The sequence below is a fragment of the Caballeronia sp. GAFFF2 genome, assembly GCF_023631485.1.
Taxonomy (GTDB): Bacteria; Pseudomonadota; Gammaproteobacteria; order Burkholderiales; family Burkholderiaceae; genus Caballeronia.
Window position 1 is genome coordinate 1 of sequence record NZ_JALQDA010000039.1, and the last position, 15471, is coordinate 15471.

Genomic DNA, 15471 nt, shown 5'->3' on the forward strand with positions numbered 1-15471 from the left:
GACGCCTGCAGAAGCTCTGGACGAATACCTAAAATCTGTTCAACAATCCAGTGTTGCGACGACCGGTTGAATCCGCCCTATATACGGACGGCGGGATGATCCACGATACGGCAGGCAGCGTGCCCTTCTGGATGTCGTCGCGAAACGTTTCGAGAAAGCCTTGTGGCATGGTGTTGCCGAAGCCTTTCGCGAGCGGACTCAGGGCGTCGTCGATCGATGAATCGTAGAACGCGCCCGCCGCCGTCACGGGTTGCGTGATGTCCGTATTCGCCACGTACACCGGTCGCCGTGCGGCGGGCATCTGCTCGATTGCGGTGCGCCAGTGGCGAAAGCTCATCATCTCGTTGCAGCCGAAATTGTCGATGAGGCTTTGATACACCTTCCAGCTCACGCCCGCGTTTTGCAGACGGTCGGCATAGGTCGTCCAGGTCCAGCCGGTTGACGACGAGCCAATGTCATTGCCGCCATTGAACTCGTTGTTCAATGCGGCCACCTTGACCGGCGCGTTGGTCGACGGACTCAAACCGTTGGGACCGTTCGTGCCGGTCCAGTAGAAGAGACGGTTTGCAATCGTGCCGGTGTGCATGCCGCAGTGATACGAATCGCACAGCGTGAAGGCGTCGGCGAGCGCGCGATGAAAGGGCACTTCGACCGTTTCGTAATAGCCCATCGACAAGGGCTTCTTCGCGGTCGGCCATGCGGCCATGCGGCCGTTGTCCCATGCGGCCTGCGAGTCGGACCACGTATGCGGTGTGCTGCCCGCGCGCAGTGCGTTGCCTTTCGACTCGTCGAGATGATAGGGAATCAGCGTGCTCGTCGAGCCGGAACTCGTGTAGTTCTGATAGAAGACGTTTGCGCCGTTCGGCGAGGGAATGGCAAAGCGGTCGCCATAACCGCGCACGCCCTTGAAGGTGCCGAAATAGCTGTCGAACGAACGGTTTTCCAGCATCAGCAACACGACGTGCTGAACGTCCCTGATCGTGCCCGTGACGTTGTTCGCGTCGATGGCGAGCGCGCGCCGAATAGCAGGCGGGAACGTCGAAAGCACGGCGGCGGAAGCGGCGGTGCCAAGCGACGTCTTGATGAAGCTTCGTTTAGATGGACTGAATGTCATGCCATTGATGAGTTTTTGATGTGGGAATGCGACTCAGGGAGCCGGCGCGCAGTGGCTGATCTTGCAGGACGACGCGTTGGTCGAGGCGGGCGTTGCCGACTTGTCGTCGCCTCCGCAAGCGGCGAGCGTAAGCGCGATGCAAATCAGCGCGCTTGCCAGCGACGGTCTGCCGAGCGCAGTCAGGTGGGGCATGGTTGTCGTCATCAGAAAAAGAACGAGTGAGAAACTGGATGGAATTTTCCGGCCGGACATTCCATGTTCGTAAGCAGGCGCCTAATTTCTGACGGAAATGTAAAGGTAATTTTTGGCAGAAATATGAAGGTTCAAGAAAGTCGTTCGAAATTCGGTAGGCTTGATGCCTTTCGGACGGCGGGCGCCAGGCTCGCTGCTTGCGCTGCACGCCAGGTTCATCGCGCTTCGACTTCACTCGTACTCAAGGAAACTGACTCATGCTGAAAATCCATCACCTCGGGCACTCGCAATCCGAGCGTATCGTCTGGCTGTGCGAGGAACTCGATGTTCCATACGAGCTCGTCAAGTACACGCGCGATGCACGCACCATGTTGTCACCGCCCGAACTCGTCGCGTTGCATCCGCTGGGCGCGGCGCCGCTCATCGAAGTCGATGGCATGTTGCTCGCCGAGTCCGCGGCTATCGTCGAGTTCATTCTCGCGCGCCATGGCGACGGCAGATTGCAGCACGCGCCGGATCATCCCGACTTCGCGTCCTATCTCTACTGGTTTCACTTCGCGAACGGCAACCTGCAGCCGGTCATGGGACGCTCGATGATGATCGGCCGCGCCGGTTTGCCGGTGGATCATCCGGTGCAAACCGCCGTGCAGGGACGGCTCGATAAAGTGCTGGCGCTCATCGAAGATCGGCTGGGACAGGCGGACTATCTTGCGGGCAGCGACTTTACGGCCGCCGACATCATGAGCGTATTTTCGTTGACTACCATGCGTATTTTTCAGCCGCTGGACCTTTCGCCGTATCCCAACATACGGGCTTATCTGCAGCGAATCGGCGAACGCCCGGCGTATCGGCGAGCGATGAAGAAGGGCGATCCCGACCTGACGCCGATGCTTACCTAGGGACATCGATGAAACGCCGGGCGCAGGCCGGTTCCGGCGTTGTCGTTCCTCGTTGCGCGGTCTCGCCCAAAGCCCGCTACGCCGAAAATCCAGTAGTAGATCGCATTTTGGCGCAGTAACGTCGATGCACGGAGCGACCCTCTGTCGGACGCAGCTCAACGTTACCGAGGAAAACGATATGGTTTCCAGAAGCGACGGCCGCCTCGCCGGCAAGGTGGCGATCATCAGCGGCGGCGCGGGTGGATGCGGCGCGGCGGCATCGGAACTGTTCGCGCAACAGGGCGCGAAGGTCGCCATCATCGACCGGGACGTGGATGCCGCCATTGCGCTCGCCTCCCGGCTCAACGAAACGGGATTCGAAGCGCTAGGTCTGGGTGCGGACGTCTCGCGTCAAGCCAATGTCCGGAAAGCCGTCGCAGCCGCGAAAGAGCAATATGGCAACGCGGACATCCTCTTCAATCACGCCGGCACGCTGATCGTCAAACCGTTCCTCGAAATCGAGGAATCGGAATGGGACTGGCTGATGGGCGTGAACGTCAAAAGCATGTTCCTCATGACGCAGGCGGTCCTGCCGCAGATGCTCGAAAAGGGCAAGGGCAGCATCGTGTGCACCTCGTCGATCTCGGCGGTCTACGCCACGCCCGGCGAAGTGCTCTACGACGCGACCAAGGGCGCATGCCACATGTTCGCCCGCGCGATAGCCGTCGAATACCGCGATCGGGGCATTCGCTGCAACGCCGTTGCGCCTGGATTCATTCGCACGCCGCACGGCATGCGCGAGCTTCGCGACCTGCAGGCAATGGGTGTCGATGCCACTGAGGCCGCCATCGCGCTTCAGCAGGGCAGGCTGTGCGAGGCGTCCGAAGTCGCTGCTGCGGCGCTCTTTCTGGCATCCGACGAAGCAAGCTTCGTCAACGGAACGCATCTCTTCGTGGATAACGGCTTCTCCGCCGTGTAAAGAATCCGGTAGCGCTTCGAAATTTGGCTACTTACCGTGCCTGTTGCGCGTTGCGCGTCGCGCGTCAGCGTGACAGGCAATACGGACGTCGAATTCTGGTTCCTTCCCGGCAGGCATTCGTGACGGAGTGAATATGAACGCAAAGCACCAGTCTGAAGCAAGCAGCGACAGCGACGTGAGCCTGTTGCACAAGATGGGTTATGCGCAGGAGTTGTCCCGGCGCATGAACGGCTTCTCGAACTTCGCGGTCTCGTTCTCGATCATCTGCATCCTGTCGGGCGGCATCACCGCTTTCCAGCTGGCGCTTTCGGCGACGGGCGGCGCGTCCGTCGGGCTCGGGTGGCCGCTTGGCGCGTTGTTCGCGTTGATCGTCGCGGTGTCGATGGCGCAGATCGCGTCCGCGTTTCCCACAGCGGGCGGGCTGTATCACTGGGGCTCGATCCTCGGCGGCAAGCAGTTGGGATGGCTCACGGCATGGCTCAACCTGATTGGTCTGATCTTCGTCATCAGCGCGATCAACTTCGGCACCTACGATCCGTTCTTCAAGACGCTGATCGCGCCGATGTTCGGCGTTGCGCCCGAAAGCCTGACGTGGTGGCACCAGACCGCGTTCCTCGCGATCATCACGTTGTCGCAGGCGCTGCTCAATGCACGCGGGATCAAGATCGCCAGCAAGATCACCGATCTCTCGGGCTATCTCATCTTCGTCGTCACTATCGTTCTGGTCGTGGCGCTGCTCTATTACTCGTCCGTGCCGCTCGATCTGCATCGGCTCGTCACGTTCACCAACTTCACGGGCGTCGATGGCGGCGCGTGGCCGAAGCAATCGACGCCGCTCGCGTTTCTCGCGGGCCTGCTGCTCGTGACGTACACCATCACCGGCTTCGACGCTTCCGCGCACACGTCCGAGGAAACGCACGATGCCGCGCGCAACGTGCCGAAAGGGATCATCGGCTCGGTGTTCTGGTCGGCGGTCTTTGGCTACGTCATGGTCTGCACCTTCGTGCTCGTCATGCCGGATCTCACGGCAGGCATGAAACAGGGCACCGGTTTCTTCGAAGCCATTCTCGCGCCGATTCCGACGACGTTGCGCGTGTGTCTCGAACTCGCGATGTTCTTCATCAACTATGTCTGCGGGCTTGCGGCCATCATGTCCACCTCGCGCATGATGTACGCGTTCGCGCGCGATGGCGGGCTGCCCGGCTCGAAGTTTTTGCGTCACGTGAGCCCGAAGCATCGCACGCCGGGCGCGGCGATCTGGACTTGCGCCATACTTGCCATTCTCATCACGCTGTATGGCGATGCCTTCTCCGTGCTCAGCGCCGGCAGCGCGGTCTTCCTGTACATTTCCTACGCGATGCCGATTGCGCTCGGCATGTTGGCCGAAGGCCATCGCTGGACAGAAAAGGGACCGTTCCAGCTCGGCCTCTGGTCCAAGCCGCTCGCGTTGCTGGCGACGGTCGGCGCGTGCGTGCTCGCGTATGTCGGCATTCAGCCGCCGAACGAAAAAGTGCTGTACGTGCTCGTTGGATTCGTGATCGCGTTGCTCGTCATCTGGTACGGCTTCGGGGTGCGCAAGACCTTTGCCGGTCCGCCGTCGATGAAGTCGGATGCGGATATGGCGCGCATCGGCAAGCTCGAAGCCGACGTCGATCAGGCAGTGCGATAGTGCTGCATGCCCGTCATGTCCCGCTTCATGCGCTGCCTCGCTCGACAATGGTAAAGCCCAGGTCGATACGCGGATTCGCGGGGCGCTTGCCTTCGAGATAATCGAGCAGCATGTCGCCCGCCAGCTTGCCGATTTCAAGCGATGGAACGCGGATCGTCGTGATGCCCGGATGCGTCGCCGCCGCGATGGGCAAGTCCACGAAGCCCATGATGGCGACGTCTTCCGGCACGCGTATGCCGCGCCGCTGACACTCGAACAGCACGCCAGCGGCGAGCATGTCGCTGGAACAGAACACGGCGTCGAGGTCCGAGCAGCGTTCGAGCAGCCTGTCGAAGATCTCGGGCGCGTCGTTGATGCCCATTGGCCGGTCGAGCGTGATGGCCTCGATCTTGTGAAGCCCCGACTGTTTCGCGCCCGCCCGAAAGCCTTGCAAGCGGCCGGTCGAACGGACATCCATGCTGCCGAGAAAACCGAGATTGCGTCGTCCCTTGCTTGCGAGATAGCGCGCCACTGCAGCACCGGCATCGCGATGCGAGAAACCGATACGCATGTCGATCTGATCGTTGGACGTGTCCCATGCCTCGATCACCGGAACGCCGCAACGGCGAATGCGCTTGTCCACTTCCGCCGGCGTCGATGTGCGTATGAGCATGATGCCGTCGACGCGGCGCCCGACGAAGGCATCGATGAGCCGCATTTCCTCGGCTGCGTCGTAACGGCATTGACCGAGCAGCAACTGATAGCCCTTGTCGGCCAGCGCTTGCGACAGCCCGCTGATGGTGTCCGAAAAGAACGCGTTCTCGATAGTCGGAATGACCGCGCCGATGATCTTCGACCGGTTCGACGCCAGGCTTCCTGCATTCAGGTTCTGCACGTAACCGAGTCTTTCGATGGCGGCCTGCACCGCCGCCAACGATTCGGGCGATACGAGCTCGGGCTGATTCAACGCGCGCGAAACGGTCATGCGCCCGACCTTCGCCTCGCGAGCGACGTCTTCCATGGTGGGCCGGGGCAAGGTGGGTTCGGACGCGGTGGCGCTTGTTTTCATAGTGCTTCGTTTCGTTTCGTTGGTGATCTGTGTTTCGTGCGCAAAGGGTCGATCAGGGAAGACCGCTGCTTGACACTCCGACGGTTCCACTTTACCTTGAATGGGAGCGCGCACATAGCTGGGTGCGAACCGAGCATGATGCAGTGCAATGACGTTGCCAAAGCGCCGCGTCGGCGCCAACGAATGGGAGCGCTCCCAAAAGGCAGGTCCGTTCTTTCAGGAGATGAAAGTGCTTACGAACGAGCAAGTAGAGCAATACGCCAAGGAAGGATACGTAGTCGTCACCGACGTTTTCAGCGATGACCTCGTGGAGCGCATGCGCCGCGTCACGGATGAACTCGTCGAGCAGTCTCGCGCGCTCACGGCATCGAACGATGTATTCGATCTCGCGCCCTCGCATACCGCGCAAAAGCCGCGCGTGCGGCGCATCAAGGACCCGATCAAGGTCGATCCGGTGTTCATGGAAGCGCTCAAGCATCCCAAGCTGATCGCCGCGCTGACGAGTCTTCTAGGGCCGAATCTGCGCGTGCGCAACACCAAGCTGAACCTGAAGGAAGCGCATGTCGGCGACCCGGTTGAATGGCATCAGGACTGGGCGTTTTACCCGCACACGAATCAGGACGTGCTCGCTGTCGGCGTGATGCTCGACGATTGCGAACTGGAAAACGGCCCGCTGCTGATCATTCCGGATAGCCACCAGAGCGAGATTCATAGTCATCACACGGACGGCTATTTTTGCGGCGCGATGGACCCGACGACATCCAACGTCGACTTCGGCAAGGCGGTGCCGTGCACGGGCAAGGCGGGATCGTTCTCGATTCATCATGCGCGCGCAATCCACGGTTCCGCGGAGAACACGTCGAACCGGCCGCGCCGCTTGTTGCTGTATGAGATTGCCGCCGTCGATGCCTGGCCGCTTATCGGCGGTCCCACGCAGGACAAGAGTCTCGCGGAGTTCAACGAGCGGATCATCGCGGGCGAGCCGACTATCGTGCCGCGCATGGAGAACGTTCCGATCATCCTGCCGCTGCCGCCCGCGCCGAAGCAAGGCTCGATCTACGAGAACCAGACATCGCTCAAGAATCGCTTCTTCGCCACGACAGCTGAGGCGATGTAGCGCGGCGTCGGAAAGGAAACCGCATGCAGCAACTCAAGGTGTATCAGTCGCTATGGGCCATGGAACGACGCCGCCCGGACGGACATGAGTGGCCGCTCGACGAGCAGTTGCGCATGATCCGCGATGCCGGCTTCGACGGCGTGGGCGTGCGCTTCTTCGATTACGCGTATGCGAGCCGCGTCACGCACACGCTGAAGGAATACGGCATGACGTGGCAGGCGCAGTGTTATCCGCAAACCGTGGATGACCTGAAGCCGATCATCGAGCACGTGCAGGCGCTCGGTGCCGATCACATCAATCTTCAGCCGGACGTGCGGCCGTACTCGATCGAGGAGTGCATTCCGCTCATCGAAGGATGGCGCCGGCTTGCGCACGATGCGGGCATCGCGGTTCATATCGAAACGCATCGCGACCGCATGACGACGGATTTGCTATTCACGCTGCGTCTGCTCGATTGCTTTCCTGACCTGCGTCTGACCGGCGACATCTCGCATTACCTCGTGGGCCGGGAATTCGCGTGGCCGGTATCGGATGACAACCATCGGCTCATGCATCGCATTCTGGACAACTGCTGGGGCTTTCATGGACGCGTGGCAAGCCGCGAGCAGATACAGGTGCAGATCAGCTTTGCGCATCACAAGGAATGGCTCGATCTATTCCTCGGCTGGTGGGAATACGGTTTTCGCAGCTGGCGAAAGCGTGCTGGAAGCGATGCCGTGCTCACGTTTCTCTGCGAACTCGGCCCGAAGGAATACGCGATGACCGATAGAAATGGCTACGAGTTATCGGATCGTTGGGAAGAAGCGCAATTGCTCAAGGGCCTGGTCGCGGACATGTGGACACGGCTCGAAAGAGAGGAAGCAACGCCGGTATAAGCAAAAGTTTGAACGAAGGAAAGCGATGAAGTGCGTCATGCCCGAACGCATCGAGGACAGCAGAGAAGCCCGCCCCAATCACAAGCAGCCGAAGAAGTCTCGAAGACACGAGACGAAGGAGACAAGCGATGAAGGATGCAGCCCTCGAGAGAGCCGAGTCATCGGGTTCAGCTCGCTGGATCAGGATCACGCTCGTGATCTTTCTCATGTACACCATTTCGTATTTCGACCGGACCAACATCGGCCTCGCGCTGCCGTTGATCCGGCGCGATCTCGGCATGGATGCGACCCACGCCGGACTTGTCGGCGGCATCTTTTTCTGGGGCTACGTCATCACTTTTCTGGCGGGCGGATGGCTCGTGTCGCGCTTCGGCGCACGCAAGGTCGTGCTCGTGTGTCTCATCTGCTGGGGCGCGGCGGCGATGGCCACCGGGCTCGTGCGCACGATGAACGAGTTGATGGCGGTGCGGCTCGTGCTCGGTGTGGCGGAAGGGCCGGTGTGGGCGTCCGCTTCGAGTCTCACGGCGTCGTGGTTCACGCGCCGCGAACGGGGCAAGGCTTTCGGCTTCTGGACTGTCAGTTCGCCGCTCGGCGCGCTGCTTGCCGGACCGATCTCGGGCTTTCTGCTCGCGCATCACGACTGGCGCGCGATGATGATCATCGAAGGCTTGCCTGCGTGGATTTGGGCAGTGGTCTGGTGGTCGAGCATTCCGAAGAACATCACGGCCGCCAAGTGGCTCACCAACGAGCAAAAGGCCGGACTTTCGCGCGTGCTCGCCGACGAGCAGGCCGAATTCGTGGATGTCTCATCGCAATCGGGCATCCGTCGTGTCCTGGGGCTGAAGGCGACGTGGTTCCTCGGATTCGGCTTCGCGATGATCAACCTCGTGGTCTATGGCTTCATGCTGTGGCTGCCGAGTTCGATTGCCGCGGCGGCGCCGAACCTGGGGTCGGTGGAAGTCGGCTTGCTTTCGGCGTGCCCGTGGGCGGCGTGCATCGTCGGCATTCTGGTGGCGACGCGCAGTTCGGATGCACGTCAGGAGCGGCGGCTGCATGCGGGCGTGCCGATCATCCTTGCGAGTGTGTTGTTGCTCGCGGCGGCCAACGTGCCGGCGACATCGCTCGTGTTGCGAATGTCGTTGTTCACCGCCATGGGCTTCTTCCTCGAAATGTTCCTTCCGCTCATCTTCACGTACGTGACCGAGCTTTTGTCGGCCGCCGATGCGATCGTCGCGACTGCCGTCATCGGTGCGTTCGGCAATCTCGTCGGGGGTTTCGTCGGGCCCACGCTCGTCGGAATGCTCGCGGGGAAGGGCAGTGACTTTCAGTATCCGTTCTCGGTCCTGGCGTGTTTCGGGGCGCTCGGCGGCGTGCTGATACTCTGCGCGCGGCCGCATCGAGAGGTTGCTGCGGAGGTGCTTGCTACAAGGTAAAGAGTTGGGTGATGCACGTTCATGCACGTTTACATTCTTGTTCGTGCACGTTATGCTGCGCGCATGAACCCCGATCTCCCACTCGCCCGTCGCGACGAACTGGCCAGCCGTCTGTCTTCCGGCCAGTCGCTCGTCGCCGCTAATCTCGCCGTCGAATTCGCCGTATCTGAAGACGCCATCCGCCGCGATCTTCGGGCGCTGGCGTCCGAAGGCAAATGCCGTCGCGTCTACGGCGGCGCGCTGCCGGTTTTGCCGGCTGCGCTTCCCATGGCGGCGCGCATCGACATGGACGCCGACCGCAAGCGCATCCTCGCGCAAACGGCCGCGTCCCTCATTCAGCCGGGCCAGTTCCTGTTCCTCGACAGCGGCAGCACCAACCTCGCGCTTGCGAACATCCTGCCTGCGGAATTCGAGCTCACGGTGGTCACGAACTCCGTCGATATCGCTGCTGCGGTGTTGCGACGAACGGACCTGCAACTCGTCATGACCGGCGGCTTGGTCGATCAACACGTAGGCGGCAGCGTCGATCCCACTTCGGTGGAGTTCGTCAGGCGCATGAGCTTCGATATGTGCTTCATCGGCGCGTGCGCGGTATCGACGTCACGCGGCATCGGCGCATTCGGCTTGAGCGACGCTGCGTTCAAACGCGCGGTCGTCGCTGCAAGCGCGCAGAAGGTCGTGCTCGCCACGACCGCGAAACTTCATGCGCGCGCGCCTTATAGCGTGGCGAACATGAAGGAAATCGACTTCCTTATCATTGAGGAAGATGCACCGGGTGATGTGCTCGCGGCGCTGTCGAAGTCCGGCCCAACGGTGATGACCGCGGTGGAAAAATCATGAGCGAGGCCAATCTGGGAGTATCGTCCAATCGCTCCGGGACGCGTCTTGCCACACGTCTTGCGTTTCTCGTGGCCGGCTTCAGCATTGCGTCGTGGGCGCCTCTCGTGCCGTTCACGAAGGGCAGGCTCGGTGTCGACGACACCACGCTCGGCCTGCTGCTTTTGTGCATCGGCTTAGGCTCGGTCCTGGCGATGCTTCTCGCGGGCATGCTCACCGCGCGCTACGGCAGCAAGCCGGTAATCGTGGCCGGAGGCGTGGGACTCGTCCTGACCTTGCCGTTTCTCGCGGTCGTCAATACGCCGGCTGAATTAGGCATAGCGCTGTTTTTGTTCGGTGCATCGCTAGGCTCGCTCGAAGTGGCAATGAACGTTCATGCCGTCGAAGTCGAACGTGACGCGGGACGGCCGCTCATGTCGGGGTTCCATGCCCTGTTCAGCGTAGGTGGGTTCGCCGGATCGAGTCTCATGACGTTCCTGCTGTCGATGCATGTCGGCACGCTGGCGGGCACCCTCCTTTGCTCGGCACTCGTGCTCGGAACGTTGGTCCTCGCAACGCCCAGACTTCTGCCTTATGCAAAGAGCGAAGGCGGGCCTATCTTTGCCGTGCCGCGCGGCATCGTGCTGTTGCTCGCCATTCTCGCTGCCATCACGTTCCTCGCCGAGGGCGCGGTGCTCGACTGGAGCGCGCTGCTCGTCTCGGACACGGGTCTCGTCGGCAAGAACGAAGCGGGGCTCGGATACGTCCTCTTTTCGATTGCAATGACAGGCGGGCGTTTATGCGGCGATGCCGTCATCAAGCGGCTCGGCGAGCGCGCGGTCATGTTCTGGGGCGGCGTGCTGACCATCGTCGGATTCGTGCTTCTGCTCACGGGTCCCATCGCCTTCGTTGCGCTTGGCGGCTTCGTGCTGGTGGGGCTTGGAGCATCGAACACGGTGCCGATTCTTTATCGTCGAAGCGGAACGCAGCGGCTCATGCCACCCGCGCTTGCGGTAGCCGCGGTGACGATAGTGGGTTACGCCGGGATTCTGTCAGGGCCTGCGGGAATCGGCTTCATAGCGGGACAAGTGGGCCTTCCCGGCGCCTTCTGGGTCGTCGTCGTTTTGCTGTGTCTCGTGCCGTTATGCGCGCGGACCGTGACGGCCAAGCAAAGCGACGCTCGATGAAGATGCAGCCAGCTATCGTGGCTGCATCCCGACGAGCGCTCGAACCAATCAGAACCGATGCCGCAGCCCAACCGTTCCGACCACCTGGTTGGCCGTGGACGAAGCGCCGCCCGAGGTATTGATGAAGGCCACGTATTGCGCGCCGATTGCGTGCTGATACATCGCTTCGGCGTACACGTCCGTGCGCTTGGAGAACGAGTAGATGGCTTGCAGATCGACCTGGTTGTATTTCGGATCGTCGCCGAAAGTGCGGCTGTTGGCGGCGTGGCCGTCGGTATAAGTATCGGCTATACCGAGACTGATCGCGGGCGTCAGCGCATACTTCGCGTTCACTTCGTAGTTATAGAAGCTCATCGCGCCGTTCACCGAGTTGAACGATGTCGTGCCTTGATAGACGCTGCGCGTGAACACGAAGCCGATGAGCGCCGGACCGTACGCATAGTTCGCGCCGGCGCCGAGCACCCATTCGCGCGATGCACCGACCACGAAGCCGCCGGTGCCATTGGCGGTCGCTTCGGCGACATCGATGGCACCGGCCGTGTTCGCGCCGTTCGAGCCATTGATCTGCAGATAGCCGACCGCGACGTTGAACGGTCCGTAGCTGTAACTGCCGCCCGCGCTGTAGGCGCGGTTCATCGAAAAGTCCGTGCTGTTGGAGAACGCGTACAGTGCTCCGAACTTGAGTCCGGCGTACGAACTGCTCATGTACTTGACCGCGTTGCTCATGCGGACCGAGTGATTGAGGTTGTCGTTATCGAACGGATGGGCGAAGCCCGTGTCGCCGAACGAGCCTGCGGTTGCGGACAGCGGCGCGACGAAATCGACGAGCGAATCGTACTGGCGTCCCAGCGTCAGCGCGCCATAGTCGCTCGATGCAAGGCCCACATATGCCTGACGGCCGAACTCGCGTCCGTTCTGGCCCAGGCGGCCGGTCTGCAGGTTGAAGCCGTTCTCGAGCACGAAGATGGCCTTCAATCCGCCGCCGAGATCTTCCGAGCCACGCAGTCCCCAGCGGCTGCCGTTGATATTGCCGCTCGTGGCCTGCCAAAGCGAGCCTTGCGAGCCCCCTTTGGCGACGTTATTCGTGTACATCAGGCCGGCATCGATCAAGCCGTACAGCGTGACCGAGCTCTGCGCCCGTGCGTTAGCGCCGATCAACAGCAATGGCAGCATCCATGCGATTCGCGTTTTTTTCATGCCTGCACTCCGGACGAGTTGACGGGGACTCTGTCGAGAGGTTAGCGACCGAATCGTCAAATGCAAAATAGCCGCTTGAACACATGATGAAGATGTTGCGATATCGCCGATTCGGCTCGCGGTCGAGCGCGCTGTCGTAATGACGAAATATTGGCGGACTATCGTTTTCGCGCGTTTCGGGCAAACGCTGGTACAAGCGCATTTACCGCATTCATCAGATGTACGGATTGGCGAAAGCCGTTGCAGAGCGCCCCAGAAAGAAGGATTGTCACCGGCAAAGCGACAAGCCGCACCAGTGCGATACGCTCGAGCATGTACGCAGCTTCAATGCCCGACCATCTTGCCGAAGTCATTGTCGAGCCGCGCCAGCGAACTCGCGATATGCGCGCGATTGCTCTTGATCCACTTGTCCTGCTCGGCGATACGCGCATTCGCATCTTTCAGCATGCGCGTCATTTCCGAAGGCTGCGGGCCGCCCACGGTCGCGCGATCGTTCACGATCGCCACCGGGTCCAGCGTCGAGCGGAACTCGGCTTCGCTCATCGGAAAATCGCCGGCGTAGGGCGTGCCTTCGACCGTTTGCCTGTAGATGCGCTGCGCATCGGCGTAAGGAAAGTCGAGCGGCTTGATGTCCTTCTGCCGCGCATATTCCACCACGTTCGACGCAAAATGATGGCCGACCCGGAACGGCAGTTTGTACTTGCGCATGAGGACATCGGCCACTTCCTGCGATGCCGTCCAGTCGCTATTGAGCTCTTCGAGTGCGCGGTTCGGGTCGATGACGAGCGAGTTCAGCACCTCGTCGAAGCCCTTGAGCGCTGCAATGCCGCTTTCGACCATCTCGTTGTTGGCCTTCACGTCCTTCGGATCGCTCATGCCCGGCGGCAGGTTATGCGCTTGCATCACGACGCCTTCCGCCTGCGAGATTGCCGTCGATGCGTCCGAGCGCGTGCGAATCAAAAGCCCCGGGTTACGCTTTTGCGGCATGGCGCTCGATACGTACGTATTGGCGCCGCCTTCCTGCAAGAGAATCCAAGGGCGCGACTCGGCGTATTGCGTCATCACGTCCTGAATGAAGGCGCCGGTATGCAGCGCCACGCTCGTGACGACCGCACCAGCCTCCACGGGTTCATCGACGGAAGAAATCTGCGACGCGTCGTACGCGTTGTCGACGAGCGCATTGAAGCCGAGATACTGCGCCATGCGCTCGCGATCCAGCGGCCAACTCGTACCGTTCAGCACTGTCGTTCCCATCGACGAACGGTCCACGCGCTTGTATGTCTCGCGAATTCGCTGCGCATCGCGGTCGAGGCCGGCGGCGAAGCCTAGCAAGTAATGGCCATAGCTGTTGGGCTGCGCGGCCACGCCGTTCGTGTAGTTCGGCACGACCACGCTCTTGTATTTGTCGGCGAGGCGCACGATGGTGGCGGTCGTGGTGTTGAGCTGATCGGCGAGATTGAGCAGGTCGTCGCGCAGGATCGCGGAACGGTAAGTCGCGTGCATGTCCTGACTGGAGCGTCCGGCGTGCAGTAGCGTGATGTCTTCGCCCGCTGCCTTGATCAGAAGCGGCTCGAAGGTAATGACGGTTCGCGGTCGCTTCGCGCCAGGCTGGTCGCCGTCGGCGATCACCTTGGCGACGCCAGCGGCCAGGCGCGGCGCCATCGATTTGTCGAGCAAGCCTTCGCTCGTGTTGATGACGACGGTCGCCTTGTTGATCTCGCCGAGCCAGAAGAATTCATCGTGAGGTGGAACCTGCTGCGCAAACGCCGGCGACGCGGCAAACATGGCAAACACGACAGCAGCAATCGATGCGCGTCCAAGCAATCTCATGGTAGGAATTCGCGGATTGGGAAGTCGCGATTATAGGAGCGCAACCGCTTTGTTTGCTGGGCGCCTGGCCTGGACGGATTTGTTCTGCATTCCCCGAGCGCCCAATTCACGCGTCATGCCAATCCGTCAGTCAACTGCATCGACTTCGCCAGCGCGAGCGCCGTGTCGCCGTCGATAACGAGCCCCTTGACGATGCCACTGCGCAGCAACGCAATCGTCGCGCGTACTTTTTCCAGACCGCCCGTCAGAAGCACGACATTGCGACCGCGTAATTCGTCCGTGGCGATGGCGACCGTCCGTTCGCTGAGCGGATGCTTGATCTCGCGGCCGTCGATATCGAACAGCTTGCCGAGCGAATCGCAGACGGCGCCGCTTTCCTGGATATTGCGCAGCTCGTCCGCCGTCATGATGTCCTGTGTCCGCAGCACCGACGTTTCCTCGAGTTCGCCCACGCTGATGAGATAAAGATCGGCGTTCTGCGCGAGATGCATTGCGTCCTGCACGATGCGCTGCTCGAAAAAGACCTTCCGGTCCGCCACCGAATTGGCGATGAACGGAACGGGCAAAAAATGCACCTCGCCGCCGGTGCGCGCCGCGAAGAACTGCACGACTTCGAACGGGTTCGATGTCGAGTTCCGCTTGAGCGACCCGAGCAGCGAGACGAATCGCGCCTGCGGATTGCGCACGCCCGCAAGCTGCGTCGCCACTTGTTCTATCGTGCGTCCCCAGCTCACGCCCACGGTAATGGGCCCGTCCAGCAGCTTGCCCTTCAGAAAGCTCGCGCCCGCCGCGCCGACCGCGCGCCGGCTGATGGCCGCGCGAATGCGATCCGCTTTGGGATCGGCGGGCCCGTCGGCGAATCCCAAGGTTGGCGTGGCAATGCAGAAGTCGAGGCCGAAGCAACGCGCAATGGCCTGTTCGACTTCGATATCGCGCGCGGATTCATGGTTGATCGTCACGTTGATGAGCCCGCGATCGCGCGCCTCGGACAGCAGGCGATTCACGCGGCTGCGATGCAGACCGAGCCGCGAGGCCGTCTGCTCCTGATTCAAACCACCGACGTAATACAGCCACGCAGCGCGGACGATCAGCGCGTCGTCGGACTCGTGGGCAAGGTTCAGCTCCAGCATTTAGGT

General features: G+C 61.3%; 13 protein-coding genes and 1 pseudogene. 8 read left to right on the forward strand and 6 right to left on the reverse strand.

The features are described 5' to 3' along the window. Nucleotides 1-79: 79 nt before the first annotated feature. Nucleotides 80-1114, reverse strand: a pseudogene (locus NCT04_RS31055) (alkaline phosphatase family protein); the annotation flags it as partial. Nucleotides 1115-1147: 33 nt separating this feature from the next. After that, entirely contained in the window at nucleotides 1148-1306 is a 159-nt protein-coding gene (locus NCT04_RS31060) for a hypothetical protein (RefSeq protein WP_244830596.1), read from the reverse strand. Nucleotides 1307-1563: 257 nt separating this feature from the next. Here NCT04_RS31060 and NCT04_RS31065 point away from each other — a divergent pair, with 257 nt between their 5' ends. From NCT04_RS31065 to NCT04_RS31075, 3 genes are all read left to right on the forward strand, one after another. Continuing rightward, nucleotides 1564-2205 (forward strand): glutathione S-transferase family protein, encoded by a 642-nt coding sequence (locus NCT04_RS31065; protein WP_250469697.1) that lies wholly within the window; start codon nucleotides 1564-1566, stop codon nucleotides 2203-2205. Between the two features lie 178 nt (nucleotides 2206-2383). After that, nucleotides 2384-3163 (forward strand): SDR family NAD(P)-dependent oxidoreductase, encoded by a 780-nt coding sequence (locus tag NCT04_RS31070; protein WP_250469698.1) that lies wholly within the window; start codon nucleotides 2384-2386, stop codon nucleotides 3161-3163. A 133-nt stretch (nucleotides 3164-3296) separates the two neighbouring features. Beyond that, nucleotides 3297-4832 (forward strand): amino acid permease, encoded by a 1536-nt coding sequence (locus NCT04_RS31075; protein WP_250469699.1) that lies wholly within the window; start codon nucleotides 3297-3299, stop codon nucleotides 4830-4832. Nucleotides 4833-4857: 25 nt separating this feature from the next. On the opposite strand, the gene NCT04_RS31080 is transcribed toward NCT04_RS31075, so the two are convergent. After that, nucleotides 4858-5880 carry a LacI family DNA-binding transcriptional regulator gene (locus tag NCT04_RS31080; protein WP_250469700.1) on the reverse strand — a complete coding sequence of 341 codons (1023 nt, stop codon included), beginning with the start codon at nucleotides 5878-5880 and terminating at the stop codon, nucleotides 4858-4860. 148 nt (nucleotides 5881-6028) lie between these two features. Here NCT04_RS31080 and NCT04_RS31085 point away from each other — a divergent pair, with 148 nt between their 5' ends. The 5 genes from NCT04_RS31085 to NCT04_RS31105 all read left to right on the forward strand — a co-directional run bounded on the left by NCT04_RS31085 (nucleotide 6029) and on the right by NCT04_RS31105 (nucleotide 11308). Beyond that, on the forward strand, nucleotides 6029-6997 hold the full coding sequence (locus tag NCT04_RS31085; protein ID WP_250469701.1) for a phytanoyl-CoA dioxygenase family protein: 969 nt from the start codon (nucleotides 6029-6031) through the stop codon (nucleotides 6995-6997). A gap of 23 nt (nucleotides 6998-7020) precedes the next feature. Next, nucleotides 7021-7872: a sugar phosphate isomerase/epimerase family protein gene (locus NCT04_RS31090; RefSeq protein ID WP_250469702.1), complete on the forward strand. Its 852-nt coding sequence runs from the start codon at nucleotides 7021-7023 to the stop codon at nucleotides 7870-7872. A 77-nt stretch (nucleotides 7873-7949) separates the two neighbouring features. Beyond that, on the forward strand, nucleotides 7950-9305 hold the full coding sequence (locus tag NCT04_RS31095) for an MFS transporter (protein ID WP_255784903.1): 1356 nt from the start codon (nucleotides 7950-7952) through the stop codon (nucleotides 9303-9305). Nucleotides 9306-9326: 21 nt separating this feature from the next. Then, nucleotides 9327-10145 carry a DeoR/GlpR family DNA-binding transcription regulator gene (locus NCT04_RS31100; protein WP_250469703.1) on the forward strand — a complete coding sequence of 273 codons (819 nt, stop codon included), beginning with the start codon at nucleotides 9327-9329 and terminating at the stop codon, nucleotides 10143-10145. Continuing rightward, nucleotides 10142-11308 carry an MFS transporter gene (locus NCT04_RS31105; RefSeq protein ID WP_250469704.1) on the forward strand — a complete coding sequence of 389 codons (1167 nt, stop codon included), beginning with the start codon at nucleotides 10142-10144 and terminating at the stop codon, nucleotides 11306-11308. The genes NCT04_RS31100 and NCT04_RS31105 overlap by 4 nt, the downstream gene beginning before the upstream one ends. Before the next feature lie 48 nt (nucleotides 11309-11356). Here the strand turns inward: NCT04_RS31105 and NCT04_RS31110 are convergent, their stop codons facing one another. The 3 genes from NCT04_RS31110 to NCT04_RS31120 form a co-directional block, all read right to left on the reverse strand. Then, on the reverse strand, nucleotides 11357-12505 hold the full coding sequence (locus NCT04_RS31110; protein ID WP_250469705.1) for a porin: 1149 nt from the start codon (nucleotides 12503-12505) through the stop codon (nucleotides 11357-11359). Between the two features lie 324 nt (nucleotides 12506-12829). After that, a complete protein-coding gene (locus tag NCT04_RS31115) occupies nucleotides 12830-14335 on the reverse strand; it encodes an argininosuccinate lyase (RefSeq protein WP_502800716.1) in 1506 nt (501 codons plus the stop codon). A gap of 113 nt (nucleotides 14336-14448) precedes the next feature. Then, complete coding sequence (locus tag NCT04_RS31120; RefSeq protein ID WP_244830574.1) at nucleotides 14449-15465, reverse strand: sugar-binding transcriptional regulator; 1017 nt, start codon at nucleotides 15463-15465, stop codon at nucleotides 14449-14451. Nucleotides 15466-15471: the final 6 nt, after the last annotated feature.